The 17621-nt window shown below is 52.5% G+C and carries 17 protein-coding genes; 10 read left to right on the top strand and 7 right to left on the bottom strand.

Annotated elements, in window-relative coordinates; translation table 11 throughout:
* Positions 1 to 18: 18 nt before the first annotated feature.
* Complete coding sequence (gene tsaB / locus OGX83_RS04850) at positions 19 to 714, bottom strand: tRNA (adenosine(37)-N6)-threonylcarbamoyltransferase complex dimerization subunit type 1 TsaB (RefSeq protein ID WP_032943756.1); 696 nt, start codon at positions 712 to 714, stop codon at positions 19 to 21.
* Positions 715 to 772: 58 nt separating this feature from the next.
* A complete protein-coding gene (gene yoaA / locus OGX83_RS04845; RefSeq protein WP_286587452.1) occupies positions 773 to 2683 on the bottom strand; it encodes a DNA repair helicase YoaA in 1911 nt (636 codons plus the stop codon).
* Between the two features lie 141 nt (positions 2684 to 2824).
* On the opposite strand from yoaA, the gene OGX83_RS04840 reads away from it, so the two are divergent.
* Complete coding sequence (locus OGX83_RS04840) at positions 2825 to 3169, top strand: RidA family protein (RefSeq protein ID WP_003020984.1); 345 nt, start codon at positions 2825 to 2827, stop codon at positions 3167 to 3169.
* 6 nt (positions 3170 to 3175) lie between these two features.
* Here the strand turns inward: OGX83_RS04840 and OGX83_RS04835 are convergent, their stop codons facing one another.
* Positions 3176 to 3355, bottom strand: coding sequence for a YoaH family protein (locus OGX83_RS04835; protein WP_003020986.1), 180 nt, complete (start codon positions 3353 to 3355; stop codon positions 3176 to 3178).
* Between the two features lie 83 nt (positions 3356 to 3438).
* On the opposite strand from OGX83_RS04835, the gene pabB reads away from it, so the two are divergent.
* The 4 genes from pabB to pdeD all read left to right on the top strand — a co-directional run bounded on the left by pabB (position 3439) and on the right by pdeD (position 8662).
* A complete protein-coding gene (gene pabB, locus OGX83_RS04830; RefSeq protein WP_071446194.1) occupies positions 3439 to 4800 on the top strand; it encodes an aminodeoxychorismate synthase component 1 in 1362 nt (453 codons plus the stop codon).
* Between the two features lie 3 nt (positions 4801 to 4803).
* On the top strand, positions 4804 to 5382 hold the full coding sequence (locus OGX83_RS04825; protein ID WP_003020991.1) for a CoA pyrophosphatase: 579 nt from the start codon (positions 4804 to 4806) through the stop codon (positions 5380 to 5382).
* Positions 5383 to 5565: 183 nt separating this feature from the next.
* Positions 5566 to 6930, top strand: coding sequence for an L-serine ammonia-lyase (gene sdaA, locus OGX83_RS04820; RefSeq protein ID WP_003833765.1), 1365 nt, complete (start codon positions 5566 to 5568; stop codon positions 6928 to 6930).
* A gap of 130 nt (positions 6931 to 7060) precedes the next feature.
* Positions 7061 to 8662 carry a cyclic di-3',5'-guanosine monophosphate phosphodiesterase PdeD gene (pdeD, locus tag OGX83_RS04815; RefSeq protein WP_008785025.1) on the top strand — a complete coding sequence of 534 codons (1602 nt, stop codon included), beginning with the start codon at positions 7061 to 7063 and terminating at the stop codon, positions 8660 to 8662.
* Positions 8663 to 8668: 6 nt separating this feature from the next.
* Here the strand turns inward: pdeD and yoaE are convergent, their stop codons facing one another.
* Together yoaE and OGX83_RS22845 are read right to left on the bottom strand one after the other, a co-directional pair.
* On the bottom strand, positions 8669 to 10228 hold the full coding sequence (gene yoaE, locus OGX83_RS04810) for a CNNM family cation transport protein YoaE (RefSeq protein ID WP_008785026.1): 1560 nt from the start codon (positions 10226 to 10228) through the stop codon (positions 8669 to 8671).
* The gene (locus OGX83_RS22845) at positions 10216 to 10374 is read right to left on the bottom strand and encodes a protein YoaL (RefSeq protein ID WP_370766360.1); all 159 of its coding nucleotides are present in this window, start codon (positions 10372 to 10374) and stop codon (positions 10216 to 10218) included. The genes yoaE and OGX83_RS22845 overlap by 13 nt, the downstream gene beginning before the upstream one ends.
* Before the next feature lie 313 nt (positions 10375 to 10687).
* On the opposite strand from OGX83_RS22845, the gene manX reads away from it, so the two are divergent.
* The 5 genes from manX to mntP all read left to right on the top strand — a co-directional run bounded on the left by manX (position 10688) and on the right by mntP (position 14892).
* Complete coding sequence (manX, locus tag OGX83_RS04805) at positions 10688 to 11650, top strand: PTS mannose transporter subunit IIAB (RefSeq protein ID WP_003833768.1); 963 nt, start codon at positions 10688 to 10690, stop codon at positions 11648 to 11650.
* A 58-nt stretch (positions 11651 to 11708) separates the two neighbouring features.
* Positions 11709 to 12509 (top strand): PTS mannose/fructose/sorbose transporter subunit IIC, encoded by an 801-nt coding sequence (locus tag OGX83_RS04800; RefSeq protein WP_003021004.1) that lies wholly within the window; start codon positions 11709 to 11711, stop codon positions 12507 to 12509.
* A 12-nt stretch (positions 12510 to 12521) separates the two neighbouring features.
* Positions 12522 to 13373 carry a PTS mannose transporter subunit IID gene (locus OGX83_RS04795; protein WP_003833769.1) on the top strand — a complete coding sequence of 284 codons (852 nt, stop codon included), beginning with the start codon at positions 12522 to 12524 and terminating at the stop codon, positions 13371 to 13373.
* 60 nt (positions 13374 to 13433) lie between these two features.
* Positions 13434 to 13892: a DUF986 family protein gene (locus OGX83_RS04790; protein ID WP_048216190.1), complete on the top strand. Its 459-nt coding sequence runs from the start codon at positions 13434 to 13436 to the stop codon at positions 13890 to 13892.
* Positions 13893 to 14325: 433 nt separating this feature from the next.
* Positions 14326 to 14892 (top strand): manganese efflux pump MntP, encoded by a 567-nt coding sequence (gene mntP / locus OGX83_RS04785; RefSeq protein ID WP_020996621.1) that lies wholly within the window; start codon positions 14326 to 14328, stop codon positions 14890 to 14892.
* Here the strand turns inward: mntP and rlmA are convergent.
* Both rlmA and ftsI2 read right to left on the bottom strand, forming a co-directional pair.
* Positions 14889 to 15698, bottom strand: a complete 810-nt coding sequence (gene rlmA / locus OGX83_RS04780; protein ID WP_048216189.1) for a 23S rRNA (guanine(745)-N(1))-methyltransferase — start codon at positions 15696 to 15698, stop codon at positions 14889 to 14891. The two genes, mntP and rlmA, sit on opposite strands and share 4 nt — an antisense overlap.
* A gap of 63 nt (positions 15699 to 15761) precedes the next feature.
* Positions 15762 to 17507 carry a peptidoglycan DD-transpeptidase FtsI2/PBP3(PARA) gene (gene ftsI2 / locus OGX83_RS04775; protein WP_003833773.1) on the bottom strand — a complete coding sequence of 582 codons (1746 nt, stop codon included), beginning with the start codon at positions 17505 to 17507 and terminating at the stop codon, positions 15762 to 15764.
* Positions 17508 to 17621: the final 114 nt, after the last annotated feature.

Genomic DNA, 17621 nt, shown 5'->3' with positions numbered 1-17621 from the left:
GGGTTCTACTACTAAGATTCATTCTTTACCGGGAAGTTTCTTCCACGCCACGGTGTTACGTAAATAAACCGGTTCAGCGTGTTCGACCGCTACGGTCTCACCCGCAGCCAGCATTTGCGTGGCGACGGGCAGCATGTCTTCAGCCGCTGGAAGCAGCACGTCACCATCGCTGAGCGTCAGCCCGCTGTCTTTACCAAGCTCAGGCCATGCCGGCCAGCCCGTCCCGACCGTCACCCAGTCGCCAGACAGCTGCAATAAACGCTCATGTACCTGCTCGGGGGTTAACACCGCTTCGGTTTCTTCACCGTGCCAGTTACCGTTGTCATCACGCTGGTATTCGGCCCAGTAGACTTCGCCCATTCGCGCGTCAATCGCCGCCAGCACGCGAGTCGCGCCCGACTTACGCCAGGCGCCCTGCGCCATGGTCGCCAGGGTGGAGACGCCGATCATCGGTAAGTTTGCGCCTAACGCCAGCCCCTGAGCAATGCCAATACCGATACGCACGCCGGTGAAACTGCCGGGACCGCGACCAAACGCCAGGGCGTCGATATCGGTTAACGTGAGATCGCCAGCGGCCAGGATTTCCTGAACCATCGGTAAAATTCGTTGGGTGTGTTCTCGTGGGCAAAGCTCAAAGTGAGCCTTGATAGTACCGTCATTCCACAGGGCAACAGAGCACGCCTCTGTGGCGGTATCGATAGCCAGAATTCGCATGGGTGTTTGTGATCAGATCAATAAATTTGGCGCGCATCTTACCACACTCCGTAACAAATTACTCAGTCGTTGGTATGGCAAGAAAGCGAACCGCGCGAGCGATGTCACGCGTCCGCGGCGCAGGAGGAAGACTCGCCAGGAAGGTGGCGCCGTATGGCCGCATAACCAGACGATTGTCGCAAATCACCAGCACGCCGCGATCGTCAGCATCACGTATCAGACGCCCTACCCCCTGCTTCAGGGTGATTACCGCATCCGGCAACTGGACGTCTTCAAACGGATCGCCGCCGCGCAGTCGACAATCCTCCATTCGGGCTTTTAACAGCGGGTCGTCCGGCGAGGTAAACGGCAGTTTATCGATTATTACCAGCGACAGGGTATCACCGCGCACGTCCACGCCTTCCCAGAAGCTGCTGGTGGCAACCAGTAGCGCATTACCTGCGCTGACAAACTGCTGTAGCAGTTGTCCTTTGCTGGTTTCGCCCTGCAGCAGTACGGGAAGCGTCATAGTAGCGCGGAATTGTTCCGCCAGATCGCGCATCATCGCGTGCGAAGTGCACAGCATAAAACAGCGACCGTTGTTCGCTTCGATAATAGGTCGCAGCATGGATGCCAGCTGACGCGCAGCCCCCGGCTGGTTGGTTTGCGGGAGATTACGCGGTACGCACAGCAGCGCCTGGCGCGTGTAATCAAATGGGCTCGGCAGCAGCATCGACTCGGCATCTTCAATACCCAGTCGTGCAGTGAAATGATGCAGGTCATCGTTTACCGACAGCGTCGCGGAAGTAAAAATCCAGCAGCCCGGCTTTTGTTCCATCACTTCTTTGAATTTATCCGCCACCGTAAGCGGCGTCAGCGCGAGGGTGAAATGGCGGGAGGTGCATTCATACCAGTAGCTGAAGCCTGGCTGGTTGATCTCTTTCAGGCGCTTCAGACGCGCACGATAAAGCGTGGCGCGCTCAAACGCGGCATCCAGCAATGCCGAACGTCCGAGAGACAGCTTCGCCACGTCATAACACAGCTCCAGCGTGTCATCGAGCAGCAAAAACGCGCGCTGTACGCGCTGGTCGGCCAGCAGTTCCCGCAGGTTTCCGCGATAGCCCGGCTCACCAAGCTGCAAGCGGAAGTCCTGAGCGCTTTGTGCAAGGCGATCGGCGCACTTTTGCAGCTGCTGAGTGTCTTTCAGCTCGGTGCGATAGGCAATGGTGATGTCTTTCGCCAGGTCTAACAGCTGGCGACTGGAGAGCGATTGACCAAAGTACTGGCTGGCGATATCCGGTAACTGATGCGCTTCATCGAAGATCATCACATCAGCTTCCGGGATCAGTTCGCCAAACCCGCTCTCTTTTACCACCATATCGGCGAGAAACAGATGATGGTTAACCACGACGACATCCGCATCCATCGCTTTTTTACGCGCTTTAACGACAAAACACTCTTTATACAGCGGGCAGTCGCTGCCCAGACAGTTGTCATTAGTGCTGGTCACCAGCGGCCAGGCCTGAGAGTCTTCCGCCACGCTGACGCAGGTGCTGATGTCCCCATCAAGGGTTTGATTTGACCAGGAGCGCAGCAGAATGACGTCGCTTAACGTTTGTACCGGCAAGTCGCCACCCGCCAGCGCCTGCTGTTCGAGACGCTCAAGGCACAGATAGTTTGAACGCCCTTTCAGCAGCGCCAGTTTACCGGTGAACTTCAGTGCTTTCGCGACGGTCGGGAGGTCGCGGCTGTATAGCTGATCCTGCAACGCCTTCGAGCCCGTGGAGACAATGACCTTCTTTCCGGCACGCAGCGCTGGGGCAAGATAAGCGTAGGTTTTACCCGTTCCGGTTCCGGCTTCTACCACCAGCGGTTGTGATTTTTCGATGGCATGACTGACGGCGATGGCCATCTGCCGCTGTGGTTCTCGCGGTTTAAAACCCGGTATCGCTTTAGCCAACTGACCGTCTGCTGCAAAATCGTCCCTCACACTGCCCCCTGTTCATTTGAACAGGGATTATGTCAGGCCAGCGGGTCTTTCGCCAGTTGAAGAGGTGACGTGGGCACAACATTATGGCAGTCTTGGCGCAACCCAAAGCTATTATGAAAAAACGTAAACGAGGAATGATTTATGACGATTGTGCGCATTGATGCCGAAGCGCGTTGGTCCGACGTGGTAATCCACAACAACACGCTGTATTACACCGGCGTGCCGGAAAATCTGGATGCAGACGCCTTTGAGCAGACGGCAAATACGCTGGCGCAAATTGATGCGGTGCTGGAAAAACAAGGCAGCAACAAGTCACGTATTCTTGATGCCACCCTGTTTTTGGCAGACAAAAACGATTTTGCCGCCATGAACAAAGCCTGGGACGCGTGGGTCGTTGCTGGCCACGCGCCGGTACGTTGTACCGTTCAGGCCGGATTGATGAACCCGAAATACAAAGTTGAGATTAAGATAATCGCTGCAGTTTAAGCGGCGTTATTCGTCTTCATCTTCAAAACGCGCCACGATCCGCTCGCCGGTATGACTGGCGCGTAACTCTTCAGCAACCAGAGCAATGGCTTGTCCGCTGCTCATCCCCTGCGACATCAGCTCCTGAATACGCTCTACCGCTTTTTGCTGCTGCTCATGACTGAGTGAAGGTAAACCTGCAAACATTGTTAACTCCTGCTAAATTGTCTGCGCTAATTATTTCATGCTACCGGGCAGTTAGCCAGTAGAGTAGCAACGAGTCAGGACTGATGAAGACGTTATCTCCCGCAGTAATCACATTACCCTGGCGTCAGGACGCCGCTGAACGCTATTTTTCGACATTAAGCCATCTGCCCTGGGCGATGCTGCTGCATTCAGGTCAAGCCGACCATCCGCATAACCGCTTTGATATTCTGGTGGCGGATCCCGTCACCACGTTGGTTACACGTGCTGAAGAGACCGTAGTGCAGGACGGGCACGCAATCACGCGCTCGCTTGATGATCCAATGACGGTATTACATTCCGCGCTAGCTGCACACAAGATTCACCCCGAGTATCACCCGGATCTGCCGTTCCAGGGCGGCGCGTTAGGTCTGTTTGGCTACGACCTTGGCCGACGCTTTGAATCTCTGCCCACTATTGCTGAGCGCGATATTACGCTACCGGATATGGCCGTTGGCATTTACGACTGGGCGCTGATTGTTGACCACCAGTTGCAGACCGTATCGCTGCTCAGCCATACCGATGTCGAGGCTCGCCTGAAATGGCTCGACGCGCAACAACCGCCAACGCGTGAGCCGTTTACATTGACCTCGGCGTGGCAGTCCAATATGAGCCGCGCCCGGTACGGCGAAAAATTCCGCCAGGTACAGGGCTATCTGCACAGCGGCGATTGTTACCAGGTCAACCTCGCACAGCGTTTTCAAGCGCATTACGAGGGGGATGAGTGGCAGGCATTTGTCAAACTCAATCACGCTAACCGCGCCCCGTTCAGCGCGTTTATTCGTCTTGAGGAAGGCGTTATCCTCAGTCTTTCGCCAGAACGTTTTATTCTGCTGGAGAACCAGCATATCCAGACCCGTCCTATTAAAGGTACGTTGCCCAGGCTTGAAGATGCCGATGCCGATCGTGAGCAGGCCCGGCGGCTGGCGAATTCGCCGAAGGATCGTGCGGAGAACCTGATGATCGTCGATTTGATGCGTAATGATATTGGCCGCGTTGCCGTACCGGGTTCGGTACAGGTTCCGGAGCTGTTTGTCGTCGAACCGTTCCCTGCCGTTCATCATTTGGTCAGCACCATTACCGCACGTCTGCCAGAGTCATTACACGCCACCGATCTGCTACGCGCCGCCTTCCCCGGCGGCTCTATTACCGGTGCGCCGAAAGTGCGGGCGATGGAAATTATTGACGAACTGGAGCCACAAAGACGTAATGCCTGGTGCGGCAGCATCGGTTATCTGAGTTTCTGCGGCAATATGGATACCAGCATCACCATTCGCACGCTGACAGCCACAAACGGACAAATTTATTGTTCCGCTGGCGGCGGCATAGTGGCGGACAGTCAGGAAGACGCTGAATATCAGGAAACATTTGATAAAGTGAATCGTATTTTGCACCAACTGGAGAACTGAGACGTGGAATACAGCAGCCTGACGCTTGATGATTTCTTATCGCGCTTTCAACTCCTGCGCCCGCAGGTCAATCATGCCGCGTTAAACCAGCGCCAGGCCGCCGTACTGATCCCCGTCGTGCGTCGTCCACAGCCGGGGTTGTTGTTAACCCAGCGTTCCGTTCACCTGCGCAAGCACGCCGGACAGGTCGCCTTCCCCGGTGGGGCGGTGGATAGCAGTGATGCCTCGTTAATTGCCGCCGCCCTTCGCGAGGCACAGGAGGAGGTGGCGATCCCACCTTCATGCGTAGAAGTGATCGGCGTTCTGCCGCCGGTCGACAGCGTGACCGGTTTCCAGGTCACCCCAGTGGTAGGCATTATCCCGCCTAATCTGCCGTATCGCGCCAGTGAAGATGAAGTCTCAGCAGTGTTCGAAATGCCGCTGGCCCAGGCCCTGCATTTAGGTCGTTACCACCCATTGGATATTTACCGTCGTGGCGATTCACATCGCGTATGGCTTTCCTGGTATGAGCAATATTTCGTCTGGGGAATGACTGCCGGAATAATTCGTGAGCTGGCGCTGCAAATTGGCGTCAAGCCCTGACTATACTTATCTTTACGCACTCCATAGACAACTTGAAACTCAGGTCACAACATTAGTAAAACCGCGGTTATCTATTAGTTTAATTCATGTGAATAGTTAAGCCGATCGCCGCGTTCCCTCTTACACTATGCGCAGTTATAACATCGTTACTGGAAAGCCCAGTCGCCCTGTAGGAGTATTATCGTGATTAGTCTATTCGACATGTTTAAGGTGGGGATTGGTCCCTCATCTTCCCATACCGTAGGGCCTATGAAGGCGGGTAAACAGTTCGTCGATGACCTGGTCGAAAAAGGATTACTGGACAGCGTTACTCGTGTCGCCGTCGACGTGTATGGTTCACTGTCGCTCACGGGTAAAGGTCACCACACCGATATCGCCATTATTATGGGTCTGGCGGGCAATGAGCCTGCTACCGTGGATATAGATAGCATCCCCGGATTTATCCGCGACGTAGAAACGCGTGGACGCCTGCTGCTTGCACAGGGTCAGCACGAAGTGGATTTCCCGCAGAATGACGGGATGCGTTTTCACAACGGCAACCTGCCGCTGCATGAAAACGGAATGCAGATCCATGCGTACAATGGCGAAACCGTCATTTATAGCAAAACCTACTACTCAATCGGCGGTGGATTCATCGTTGATGAAGAACATTTTGGTCAGGATGCCGCGGGCGAGGTCAGCGTGCCTTATCCGTTCAAATCCGCGACTGAAATGCTGGAGTACTGCAATAGCACCGGCCTGTCTCTCTCTGGCATGGCGATGCAGAACGAACTTGCTCTGCACAGCAAAAAAGAGATTGAAGAGTACTTTGGCCACGTCTGGCAAACCATGCAGGCCTGTATCGATCGTGGCATGAACACCGAAGGTGTGTTGCCGGGTCCGCTGCGCGTTCCTCGTCGTGCTTCAGCTCTGCGTCGTATGCTGGTTTCCAGCGATAAGCTGTCCAACGATCCGATGAACGTGATCGACTGGGTGAACATGTTCGCGCTGGCCGTTAACGAAGAAAACGCCGCGGGCGGTCGCGTGGTGACAGCGCCAACCAACGGTGCCTGCGGTATCGTGCCTGCGGTATTGGCCTATTACGATCATTTCATCGAGTCCGTCAGCCCGGATATCTATACCCGCTATTTCCTGGCGGCCGGTGCAATTGGCGCGTTGTACAAAATGAACGCCTCAATCTCTGGTGCAGAAGTAGGTTGTCAGGGTGAAGTGGGCGTAGCCTGCTCCATGGCTGCCGCTGGTCTGGCTGAACTGTTGGGCGCGAGCCCTGAGCAGGTGTGTGTTGCTGCCGAAATCGGCATGGAACATAACCTCGGCTTAACCTGCGATCCGGTTGCCGGTCAGGTACAGGTTCCGTGCATTGAGCGTAACGCCATTGCTTCAGTGAAGGCGATCAACGCTGCGCGTATGGCAATGCGCCGTACCAGCGCGCCGCGCGTCTCGCTGGATAAAGTCATTGAGACCATGTACGAAACAGGTAAAGACATGAACGCCAAATACCGCGAAACGTCACGCGGTGGCCTGGCAATCAAAGTTCAATGTGACTAATACTTAATTTTCGCCCATCTGCGACGGATGGGCGAATTTGCCCCCTCTCCCTCGTCTACTGTAATTTTCCCCACTACACTTGCTCTGTTGCTGTTGGCTTCTGTGACCAACGGCTTATCGGGCGGCCCGCATGCAAACAGCACAACGGATCATTAAAAATTATCGCCGGAATCGCTTAATCGTTTGCACAGTATGTGCACTACTGACGCTCATCCTCACATTAACTGTTCGATTTATTTCGGAGCGTAATTTAAATCACCGAAATATCGTCACCTTTGCCAACCATGCTGTAGAAGAACTGGATGACGTACTTTTACCCTTGCAGACCGGACGTGATGTATTGCTGCCGTTAATTGGCCTCCCCTGCTCAGTGGCACGTTTACCGTTAAGCAAACATGCCGCAAGACTGCAAACGGTTCGTTCTATTAATCTGATTCAAAGCGGGATCCTCTATTGCTCCAGCATTTTTGGGTATCGCAATGTCCCCATTCGTCAACTACAGCCCGAATTACCCAGCAGGGAACCGCAACTGCTGCTGTCTACTGACCATTCGCTGATAAAAGGCAGCCCGATTCTGACGCAATGGTATCCATCCTCTGCCGATGGTGAAGATGGCGTGCTGGAAATCGTCAATATTGATTTATTGTCGTCTATGTTGCTTGAACCCCAGCCGCCGCAGATCACCGATGCCAGCTTAACCGTTGGTAATCGGCATCTACTGTATGATCAAGGTGTGGTCGATACTCTGCCTAAGCTAAATGATGAAAAACGCTACCAGCTGTCATCTCAACATTTCCCGTTTACCATTAGCGTCACCGGCCCCGGTCCCAGTGAACTGGCGATTAAACATCTGCCAACACAGCTGCCGCTGGCGGTGATCCTAAGTTTATTAGTGGGTTACCTGGCATGGCTGGCGACCGCCAGCAGAATGAGTTTTTCCTGGGAGATTAATCTGGCCCTTGCTGCTCGGGAATTCGAGCTATTTTGCCAGCCGCTGCTTAATGCGCAAACCCAGCAATGCATGGGCGTGGAGATTCTTCTACGCTGGAATAACCCACGCCAGGGTTGGATCTCTCCGGAAGTGTTTATTCCCATCGCTGAGGAGCACAACCTGATTGTGCCGCTAACCCGTCACGTCATCGCAGAAACCATTCAGCAAAGACACGTTTTCCCGATGAGCAGTCAGTTTCATATTGGGATTAATGTCGCCGCCAGCCATTTTCGTAACGGCACGCTGCTAAAAGATCTTAATCAGTACTGGTTCAGCCAGCACCCAATCCAGCAGTTGGTTATCGAACTGACCGAACGAGATGCGTTACTGGATGTGGATTATCGGGTCGTACGCGAATTAAATCGTCTTGGCGTAAAACTGGCAATTGATGATTTCGGTACCGGTAACAGCTCGCTCTCCTGGCTGGAAAAACTCCGCCCGGATGTGCTGAAGATCGATAAATCATTTACTTCGGCAATAGGAACAGACGCCGTGAACTCAACCGTCACAGACATCATTATCGCTTTGGGGAAAAAATTGAATATAGAACTGGTGGCGGAAGGCGTTGAAACCCAGGCGCAGGCTCAGCATTTGCGCCGACACGGCGTACATTTGTTGCAAGGTTTTTTGTACGCAAAGCCAATGCCGCTGCGTGATTTCCCAAAATGGCTGGCGGGCAGCACGCCGCCGCCCACCCGACATAACGGGCGACACAGTATGCCCGTCATGCCGTTTCGCTAAACCCGATTACTCGTCTTCGTCGTGAGCGGGTTGTTCTTTAACAATGCGAACTAAATCCACACGATAGTCATTCGCTTCGACAATCGTAATGCTCAGCGGTGCAACCTCGATAACATCACCTACGCGTGGAATATGGCCGTTAGCCGCAATGACTAAACCTGCCACCGTGGCGATATCTTCGTCTTCATTCACTAACGTATCCACGTCCAGCGCCTGTTGCAACGCATGCAGATCGGTACCGCCTTTGACCAACCAACCACCTGCATCAGCAATAATTTCAGGTGTTTCATCGGCATCCGGGAATTCACCGGCAATGGCTTCTAATACGTCCAGCGGCGTGACCAGACCCTGTACTACGCCAAACTCGTTAGTGACGATAACGAAGCTACCGCGGGCACGACGCAGTACGCCTAACAGATTGATCGGATCCAGCGTCTCCGGAACAACAATAGCCGGAGAAGCAGAGGCAATCGCCGCCACATCCACACCGTCTTCCAGCGCCACCAGCAGCTCTTTAGCACGCACGATACCGATGATTTCATCCAGTTCGCCACGACACACCGGGAACAGGCTGTGAGGTGAAGAGAGCAACTGCTCGCGAATTTCTGCCACGCTCAGGTCGGCATCAACCCAGCTGATTTCACCACGAGGCGTCATAATGCCGCGTAACGAACGCGACGCCAGGGAGAGGACGCCGTTGATCATATAGCGTTCTTCTTCCACAAACGCGCCTTCCGGGACAGGAACCGGCACCGGGTTATCGGATTCCATCTGCACGCTGGCCTGACGTTTACCGCCCATCAGACGCAGGATTGCATCGGCAGTACGTGCACGCAGCGGCAGCGTCGACTGGTGGCGAATAAAGTTACGACGGGCAATCTGGTTAAACAACTCGATGATGATCGAGAAACCAATCGCCGCATACAGATAACCTTTCGGAATATGGAAGCCAAACCCTTCGGCAACCAGGCTCAGACCAATCATCAACAGGAAGCTCAGACATAGCACCACCACCGTCGGGTGTTGGTTCACAAATCGTGTCAGCGGCTTAGAGGCCAGCAGCATCACGGCCATGGCAATCACTACTGCCGCCATCATCACTGGCAGATGGTTGACCATGCCGACCGCCGTAATCACGGCATCCAGCGAGAACACCGCATCGAGGATGACAATCTGCGTTACGACAACCCAAAAGCTCGCATACCCTTTCGTCTGGCCGGTATCATGTTCACGGTTTTCCAGCCGCTCATGCAGCTCTGTCGTAGCCTTGAACAAGAGGAAAATACCCCCCAGCAGCATAATCAGATCGCGCCCCGAGAACGCATAGTCCATTACCGTGAACAGCGGCTTTGTCAGCGTCACCATCCACGAAATCACGGACAACAAGCCCAGACGCATAATCAGTGCCAGTGACAAACCGATTAAACGCGCTTTATCACGCTGTTTCGGCGGCAGCTTATCAGCCAGGATCGCAATGAAGACCAGGTTATCAATACCCAGAACAATTTCGAGAACGACAAGCGTGAGCAAACCCACCCAAATCTGCGGGTCCATTAATAATTCCATGACAAGCTCCTGCTTAAGGAATGACCAAACTGCGCGCTGAGGATCTCAGGCGTTAAAGCGATATGCAGAGAAAATTTGTGGCAAAAAGTGCCAATCTGACAGGCTTGATACGGCCTGAAGGTGAAATGACGTCGGTGACGATCCATATGGTGGGCTACTGCCCTATACTCCTGAGTAATTAAACAGATGCTAAACATAACAGAGAGAAGCTGTTTTTAGCAAAGATTTACCTTCCTTTGCAATAAGTTGTTTCGGAGATATTTTACCCTTCGAAATTTCTTTTAATCGGAAGTTAAATTACGGATCTTCATCACATAAAATATTTTTTTCGATATCTAAAATAATTCACGAAAATCATAGGTTTTTCTTTGTAACCCTTATCTGAATCGATTCGATTGCGGACGACGATTCAAATACATCTTCACGTTGATGTGTTAACGATAATAAAGGAGGTAGCAAGTGACCATTGCTATTGTAATAGGCACACATGGTTGGGCTGCAGAGCAGTTACTTAAGACGGCAGAGATGCTGTTAGGCGAGCAGGAAAACGTCGGCTGGATCGATTTCGTTCCAGGCGAAAATGCTGAAACGCTGATCGAAAAGTACAACGCTCAGTTGGCAAAACTCGATACCAGTAAAGGCGTGCTGTTTCTCGTTGACACATGGGGAGGCAGCCCGTTTAACGCTGCGAGCCGCATTGTCGTCGATAAAGAGCATTACGAAGTAATCGCCGGTGTGAACATTCCCATGCTGGTTGAGACCTTCATGGCGCGTGATGACAACCCAAGCTTTGATGAATTAGTGGCACTGGCCGTTGAAACCGGCAGCGAAGGCGTGAAAGCGCTGAAAGCAAAACCGGTGGAAAAAGCCGCTCCTGCCCCCGTCGCGGCACCGAAAGCAGCAACCCCCGCGAAACCGATGGGGCCGAACGATTATATGCAGATCGGCCTGGCGCGTATTGATGACCGCTTAATCCATGGTCAGGTGGCAACTCGCTGGACCAAAGAAACCAACGTAACGCGCATTATCGTCGTCAGTGATGAAGTTGCCGCCGATACCGTGCGTAAAACGCTGCTGACTCAGGTAGCACCTCCGGGTGTGACGGCGCATGTGGTTGATGTCGCGAAAATGATCCGCGTCTACAACAACCCGAAATATGCAGGTGAGCGTGTGATGCTGTTGTTCACCAACCCAACCGACGTAGAACGTATCGTTGAAGGTGGTGTGAAAATTACCTCCGTAAACATTGGCGGTATGGCTTTCCGTCAGGGTAAAACGCAGGTAAACAACGCAATTTCTGTCGATGACAAAGACATCGAAGCCTTCAAGAAACTCAACGAACGCGGCATTGAGCTTGAGGCCCGTAAGGTTTCTACCGATCAGAAACTGAAAATGATGGATTTGATTGCCAAGGTGAAATAATTCCCTGGCATTTACTTAGTTTTCACACTTAAGTCTGTATAGCAATAGGAGAAGTACAATGGAGATTACCACTCTTCAGATTGTGCTGGTGTTCATCGTCGCATGTATCGCGGGTATGGAGTCGGTACTCGATGAATTTCAGTTCCACCGTCCGTTGGTGGCCTGTACGCTGATTGGTGCCGTTCTTGGGGATATGAAAACCGGTATTATCATCGGTGGTACCCTGGAAATGATCGCCCTGGGCTGGATGAACATCGGTGCTGCGGTTGCACCAGATGCCGCACTGGCCTCAATTATCTCTACCGTTCTGGTTATCGCGGGTCATCAAAGCATTGGTGCCGGTATCGCGCTGGCTATCCCACTGGCAGCAGCAGGCCAGGTACTGACCATTATCGTTCGTACAATCACCGTAGCATTCCAGCATGCAGCGGATAAGGCAGCCGAAAACGGTAACCTGACTGCGCTCTCCTGGCTGCACGTATCCTCGCTGTTCCTGCAGGCTATGCGTATCGCTATCCCGGCGGTAATCGTAGCGATTTCTGTTGGTACCAGTGAAGTTCAGAGCATGCTTAACGCCATTCCGGAAGTCGTAACCGGTGGTCTGAACATCGCAGGCGGTATGATCGTAGTGGTTGGTTATGCGATGGTCATCAACATGATGCGCGCAGGCTATCTGATGCCATTCTTCTACCTCGGCTTCGTCACCGCGGCATTTACTAACTTCAACCTGGTTGCTCTGGGTGTGATTGGCGCAGTCATGGCCATCCTCTACATTCAGCTGAGCCCGAAATATAACCGCGTAGCCGGTGCACCTGCTGCGGCGGCTGGCAATAACGATCTCGATAACGAACTGGACTAGCAGGTGAGCGAAATGGTTGATATGACTAAAACTACCACCGAGAAAAAACTCACTCCGAGTGACATTCGTGGCGTGTTCATTCGTTCTAACCTGTTTCAGGGTTCATGGAACTTCGAACGTATGCAGGCGCTGGGTTTCTGTTTCTCCATGGTACCGGCTATCCGCCGCTTGTACCCGGAAAACAACGATGCACGTAAGCAAGCGATTAAGCGTCACCTGGAATTCTTTAACACCCATCCGTACGTAGCGGCTCCAGTACTGGGCGTTACGCTGGCAATGGAAGAACAGCGTGCAAACGGCGCAGAGATTGACGATGGTGCCATTAACGGTATCAAAGTTGGTCTGATGGGTCCGCTGGCAGGCGTCGGTGACCCGATCTTCTGGGGTACCGTACGTCCGGTTTTCGCCGCACTCGGCGCAGGTATCGCGATGAGCGGCAGCCTGCTGGGGCCACTGCTGTTCTTCATCCTGTTTAACCTGGTTCGTCTGGCAACCCGTTATTACGGTGTGGCATATGGCTACCGTAAAGGTGTCGATATCGTTAAAGATATGGGCGGCGGCTTCCTGCAGAAACTGACCGAGGGGGCGTCAATCCTCGGCCTGTTTGTCATGGGAGCATTGGTTAACAAGTGGACGCACGTAAACATCCCGCTGGTGGTTTCCACTATCACCGGTCAGGATGGTCAGACTCGTGTTACCACCGTGCAGACTATCCTTGACCAGCTGATGCCGGGTCTGGTTCCTCTGCTGCTGACATTCGCCTGTATGTGGCTGCTGCGTAAAAAAGTGAACCCGCTGTGGATCATCGTTGGCTTCTTCGTCATCGGTATCGCGGGCTACGCTGTCGGACTGCTCGGCCTGTAAGACTGTTGTACATCACCGGGGGCTTGCCCCCGGTTTTTCTATTTAGAGGGTTGAGGATTCATGACTATCACGGACCTGGTGCTGGTTCTATTCATCTTTTCGCTGCTGGCGTATGCCATTTACGATCAGTTCATCATGCCCCGCCGTAATGGCCCTACTCTGCTTACTGTCGCCCTGCTTCCCCGCAGCAGAGTCGACAGCGTTATCTTCCTTGGCTTGGTAGCTATTCTTATCTACAACAACATCACCAGCCACGGCGCGCAATTTACCACATGGTTATTATGTGCACTGGTATTGATGGGGTTGTATCTGTTCTGGATCCGTACGCCAAAAATCATCTTCAAGCAGAAAGGTTTTTTCTTCGCCAACGTCTGGATTGAATATAACCGCATTAAAGAGATGAATTTATCTGAAGACGGTGTATTAGTGATGCAATTAGAACATCGAAGGTTGTTGATCCGCGTACGAAATATAGACGATCTTGAGAAGATATATAAACTTTTAATTTCAAATCAATAGGTTACAAATATAGCCTGAACTATGTTTTTTATATATCAGTATAAAAACAAACATAGCCAAGGCTATATTTAACTGTCCACAATGTTATTTATTTTAACGTTTTATTTATAAATAAATCTAAATGAAAATCGTTTTCAATTAGAAGTCAAATATTATTTCTGCGTTTCTTGTTTTATATTCTCAAAATATGTTAAGGTTGCGCCCGTCGTTGGGGAGTAGCCGATTTCCAGACTCCGGAAATGTACGTGTCAACATACTCGTTGAAAAACGTGGCGCGTACGGACTGAATTTACAGGTTCAGTCAGGCGAGACCATAGGCACATCAACTGCAATGCATATCTGAATGGCGCTGTATTTACAGTGATTCCGGCCTGTATGCATGGTTACTGGGGGCAGTGATGTGTTTTATGGATACCCCGGTCAGGACGCTGTTATGAATCTCACCGCTACCGTTCTTCTCGCTTTTGGCATGTCGATGGATGCTTTCGCTGCATCAATTGGCAAAGGTGCCACCCTGCATAAACCCAAATTTTCTGAAGCATTGCGCACAGGTCTGATATTCGGCGCAGTTGAAACGCTTACGCCGCTGATTGGTTGGGGCATGGGTATGTTGGCCAGCAAATTCGTGCTGGAGTGGAACCACTGGATCGCCTTCATTCTGCTGATCTTTTTAGGCGGGCGAATGATAATCGAAGGTTTTCGCGATAACGGTGATGAGGATGAAGAACCGCAGCGCCGTCATGGTTTCTGGCTGCTGGTTACCACCGCCATTGCCACCAGTCTCGACGCAATGGCCGTCGGGGTGGGTCTGGCTTTCCTGCAGGTTAATATTATTGCCACCGCGCTGGCCATCGGCTGCGCCACATTGATTATGTCCACGCTCGGCATGATGATTGGTCGTTTCATTGGCCCGATGCTGGGCAAACGAGCAGAAATTTTGGGTGGGGTGGTGCTGATTGGTATCGGTGCCCAGATCCTCTGGGCACACTTCCACGGTTAATTCAGACGCTGCCAGACATGAATACTAAAATCGGTCTGGCAGTCAAACGTCGTTTTCTCCGCTAACGTTTTCCACACCTCCGGCTTTGCCCGCCAGGCGAACGGCGTCATTTGCAGTAACGCAACGGCCTCGCTGCCCTGAAGCTGCATCTGATACCCCAGCGCAATACTCTGTTGCAGAACAAAACCGTCCAGTTGCTCTGTGTGCGGCGCATGCAAACGCACCTCATCATAAATAAGCCCTTTCAGTTCCATTAAATGACGCGGTCCCGGCGTGGCGGTGATAACCCATCCCCCCGGTTTAACCACGCGTGCCAGCTCTTGCGCTTTACAGGGCGCGTAGATCCTGATGATGGCATCCATTGACTCATCTGCGAACGGCAGACGATGGCTGGAGGCAACGCAAAAGGTCACCTGCGGATAGCGTCTGGCTGCAGCTTTAATTGCCACTTTGGAGACGTCAAGACCAAAGGTTGTACAACCCGTCAGCGCGTCGGCAAACGCATGGGTGTAATACCCTTCCCCACAGCCAATATCCAGGATCGCTGCATCTTCTGAAGTCGACTTCTCTTTCAGCACATTCACAATCGCATCACGCAACGGTTGATAGTGCCCGGCATCAAGAAATGCCCGTCGCGCCTGCATCATCTCAGCGCTGTCACCCGGATCGCGCGATCGTTTATGCTGAACCGGCAGTAAGTTGACATACCCTTCTTTCGCCACGTCAAACTGGTGCCGCCCGGGGCAGACAAAACTGTTATTCGCTTGAGTAAGAGGCTGGTGGCAAAGAGGACAGGAAAACGACATGACAACTCCGGCAGGTGACTTAAGGGCGCAAGTGTAACTCGAATTGCGCCCTGGGAAAATAACTTACAACGACGGCGAGGATACGTTGCTGCCGTGCATCACCAGCAGATGATCGGAGTCAGCAGGCATGCCATCCGGTTTAACGTTCTCCAGACGCAGGACATCACCCATTATCTGGCTGAAGACAGGCGCAGAGACAGCCCCACCATAATAAGCACCGTTTTGCGGATTATTGATGACGACCACCAGTGCAAATTTCGGGTCGCTCGCTGGCGCAACGCCTGCCGTGTAGGCCACGTATTTATCGACATACTTACCGTCATCACCAATTTTCTTTGCCGTTCCTGTTTTAACCGCCACGCGATAATCCCTGACCGCGGCTTTAGTTCCCCCACCACCGGGTAACGCAACGCTTTCCATCATATGTTCAACCTGGTGAACCAGCGCCTCCGGCATCACTCGGGTACCGATTACCGGCGGGTCAATACGGGTAATCGAAAGGGGCCGATAGATACCAAAACTACCAATGGTTGCATATACGTGCGCCAACTGCAGCGGCGTTACCATTAACCCATAACCAAATGCAAAGGTCGCGCGATCCAAATCGCTCCAGTAGCGGCGCTGAGGCATCAAACCGCTGCTTTCACCGGTTAATCCCAGTCCGGTTGGATCGCCAAAACCAAAGCTTTTATAGGTATCCAGCAATTTTTGGACAGGCATAGCCAATGAAAGGTGCGACACGCCGGTATCGCTCGATTTCTGCAAAATTCCGGTCAGCGACAGTTCCGGGTAAAATCCGACGTCACGAATACGATGCCCATCAAGGTAAAAAGGATGGGTATCAATCACGCTGTCGGGTTGTACTATCCCCTGCTGGAGTGCAGTCATGATCACCAGCGGTTTAACGGTTGAACCGGGTTCAAACGTATCGCTAATTGCACGGTTACGAAAATCATCCAGTACCGCGCCATCACGATTATTGGGGTTGAAGTCAGGAAAGCTCGCCATGGACAGTATTTCACCGGTAGCAATGTTGACCAGCACTGCGGCTCCTGATTCTGCTTTATTCCACGTAACGGCATTGTCCAACGCATCTTCGGTGACCGTCTGCAGACGCTCGTCGATGCTGAGCTGTAATTCGTGTGCAGGTACAGGCGTAACTTCGGTGATATTCTCAATGACATGGCCAAATTTGTCTTTACGTACCAGACGGGAGCCAGGTTTACCCATCAGCTGGTTATTAAAGCTCTTTTCCAGCCCTTCAATGCCTTGTCCATCAATGTTGGTAAAACCAATGAGATTCGCCGCTACGTGGCCTGCGGGATAGAACCGGCGGGATTCCTCGCGCAGGTTGATGCCCGGGAGATTAAGATCATCGACCCACTCAGCCTGCTGAGGGGAAATTTGTCGTGCCAGATAAATAAAACGTCCGCCAGGATTACTGTTAACGCGTTCCGCCAGAGTGCTCAGTGACAAATGCAGAGTCCTTGCCAGAGCCTGCCAGCGTTCGTTGTAACCCACGCCTCCCTTGCTGATGATGGTCTTAGGATCGGCCCATACGGCGTTAACCGGAACACTTACCGCCAGCGGTCGCCCTTCTCTGTCGGTAATCATCCCGCGCGGCGAGGCAATAGTTACCTCACGTAACGAACGCATGTCTTCCTGTTTCACCAGACTCGTCGGCGTGACAATTTGCAGCCACGCAACCCGACCCAGCAGCAACCCCAGACTCAATAATATTGCCACACAAAGCAGGGCAAAACGTACGGGAGTAAAATTGCGCGCGTCGCCGTCGTTTTTCTTTTTCACCTGGTCTCCAGCAAGATAGTTTTTCAGGTGTCTGATTTAACGAGAAATGTCGTAAGAAAGCGGGGAAAACTATGCTACGAACATCACGCCTTTGCAACAAAGCGCTAATGGAAG

This window comes from Citrobacter sp. Cpo074, from assembly GCF_030332745.1.
GTDB lineage: Bacteria > Pseudomonadota > Gammaproteobacteria > Enterobacterales > Enterobacteriaceae > Citrobacter > Citrobacter portucalensis.
The sequence above is the reverse complement of the archived record's forward strand: the minus strand, read 5'-3'. Positions and strand labels throughout refer to the sequence as shown.

Bases quoted from the DNA above. Each gene is read 5' to 3' on its own strand.
- tsaB (WP_032943756.1), bottom strand. From the start codon at position 714: ATGCGAATTCTGGCTATCGATACCGCCACAGAGGCGTGCTCTGTTGCC.
- OGX83_RS04840 (WP_003020984.1), top strand. From the start codon at position 2,825: ATGACGATTGTGCGCATTGATGCCGAAGCGCGTTGGTCCGACGTGGTA.
- OGX83_RS04835 (WP_003020986.1), bottom strand. From the start codon at position 3,355: ATGTTTGCAGGTTTACCTTCACTCAGTCATGAGCAGCAGCAAAAAGCG.
- pabB (WP_071446194.1), top strand. From the start codon at position 3,439: ATGAAGACGTTATCTCCCGCAGTAATCACATTACCCTGGCGTCAGGAC.
- pdeD (WP_008785025.1), top strand. From the start codon at position 7,061: ATGCAAACAGCACAACGGATCATTAAAAATTATCGCCGGAATCGCTTA.
- yoaE (WP_008785026.1), bottom strand. From the start codon at position 10,228: ATGGAATTATTAATGGACCCGCAGATTTGGGTGGGTTTGCTCACGCTT.
- OGX83_RS22845 (WP_370766360.1), bottom strand. From the start codon at position 10,374: ATGGATCGTCACCGACGTCATTTCACCTTCAGGCCGTATCAAGCCTGT.
- OGX83_RS04800 (WP_003021004.1), top strand. From the start codon at position 11,709: ATGGAGATTACCACTCTTCAGATTGTGCTGGTGTTCATCGTCGCATGT.
- OGX83_RS04795 (WP_003833769.1), top strand. From the start codon at position 12,522: ATGGTTGATATGACTAAAACTACCACCGAGAAAAAACTCACTCCGAGT.
- OGX83_RS04790 (WP_048216190.1), top strand. From the start codon at position 13,434: ATGACTATCACGGACCTGGTGCTGGTTCTATTCATCTTTTCGCTGCTG.
- mntP (WP_020996621.1), top strand. From the start codon at position 14,326: ATGAATCTCACCGCTACCGTTCTTCTCGCTTTTGGCATGTCGATGGAT.
- rlmA (WP_048216189.1), bottom strand. From the start codon at position 15,698: ATGTCGTTTTCCTGTCCTCTTTGCCACCAGCCTCTTACTCAAGCGAAT.